This is a genomic window from Gordonia araii NBRC 100433 (assembly GCF_000241265.1).
Lineage (GTDB): Bacteria > Actinomycetota > Actinomycetes > Mycobacteriales > Mycobacteriaceae > Gordonia > Gordonia araii.
This window is the reverse complement of the sequence record NZ_BAEE01000037.1, coordinates 1-1,264: the sequence shown is the minus strand read 5'-3', so window position 1 is coordinate 1,264 and position 1,264 is coordinate 1. Positions and strand designations below refer to the sequence as shown.

At 64.3% G+C, this 1,264-nt stretch carries 1 protein-coding gene; it reads left to right on the top strand.

What is annotated here, in order from left to right; translation table 11 throughout:
• Positions 1–67: 67 nt before the first annotated feature.
• A protein-coding gene (locus GOARA_RS06455) for an IS3 family transposase (RefSeq protein WP_245548373.1) occupies positions 68–1,230 on the top strand; the annotation gives its coding sequence in 2 pieces (ribosomal slippage) (positions 68–352 and positions 355–1,230; 1,161 coding nt in all).
• The last annotated feature ends 34 nt before the right edge of the window (positions 1,231–1,264 follow it).

Genomic DNA, 1,264 nt, shown 5'->3' with positions numbered 1-1,264 from the left:
GGGACTGCTGCACGGATAGGTGACATCTGATCTGGCTTGCCTTCGGGCGGTCGGGAAGGATGTAGCTGTGCCCAAGCCGTACCCCCAGGAGTTTCGTGCCGATGTGGTCCGGGTGGCCCGTGATCGTGGCGAGGGAATCACGATCGAGCAGGTCGCCAAAGACTTCGGTGTCCACCCGATGACGCTGCACAAATGGATGCGACGCGCGGACATCGATGAGGGCCGCAGCCCTGGAGTGACCTCGACCGAGTCCGCTGAACTGCGCGAGGCTCGCAAGCGGATCCGGTTACTCGAGCAGGAGAACGAGGTGCTGCGTCGCGCGGCGGCGTATCTGTCGCAGGCGAACCTGCCGGGAAAAGGCTCTACCCGCTCGTAAAGGAGCTCGCCGCCGACGGAATCCCCGTGGCGGTGTCGTGCCGGGTACTACAGCTCTCCCGCCAGCCCTACTACCGGTGGCTGGTCAACCCGGTCACCGATGCCGAGCTGACCGCGGCGTATCGCGCCAACGCCCTGTTCGACGCCCACCGCGAGGACCCAGAGTTCGGTTACCGATTCTTGGCCGGCGAGGCCGCCACGACCGTCGGAGCAATGTGCGAGCGGACCGCGTGGCGGATCTGCCGCGACAACCGATGGTGGTCGGTGTTCGGAAAGAAGCGTGGCCGCAACGGCCGACGATCCGGGCCGCCGGTCCACGATGACCTGGTCCAACGCGACTTCACCGCCGACAGACCGAATCAGTTGTGGCTCACTGATATCACCGAACATCACACCGGCGAGGGAAAGCTGTACCTGTGTGCGATCAAGGACGTCTACTCCGGGCGGATCGTCGGCTACAGCATCGATTCGCGGATGAAATCCCGGCTGGCCGTCGCGGCATTGCACAGCGCTGTCGCCCGCCGCGATGAGGTCGCTGGCTGCATCGTCCACTCCGATCGAGGATCGCAGTTCCGATCGCGAAAATTCGTACACGCCTTGAACACTCATGGTCTAACAGGGTCGATGGGCAAGGTCGGGGCCTGTGGGGACAACGCCGCGATGGAGAGCTTCTTTGCGCTCCTGCAACGCAACGTCCTCGACCGCCAGCGCTGGGCCACTCGTGAACAGCTTCGGATCGCGATCGTCACCTGGATCGAACGGACCTACCACCGTCGGCGCCGGCAAGTCCGCCTCGGTCGGTTGACGCCCGTCGAGTTCGAAGCAATGATCAACACCGCCGCTGCCGCGGCATGACACCCCAATTGTCACCTATCCGTGCAGCAGTCCC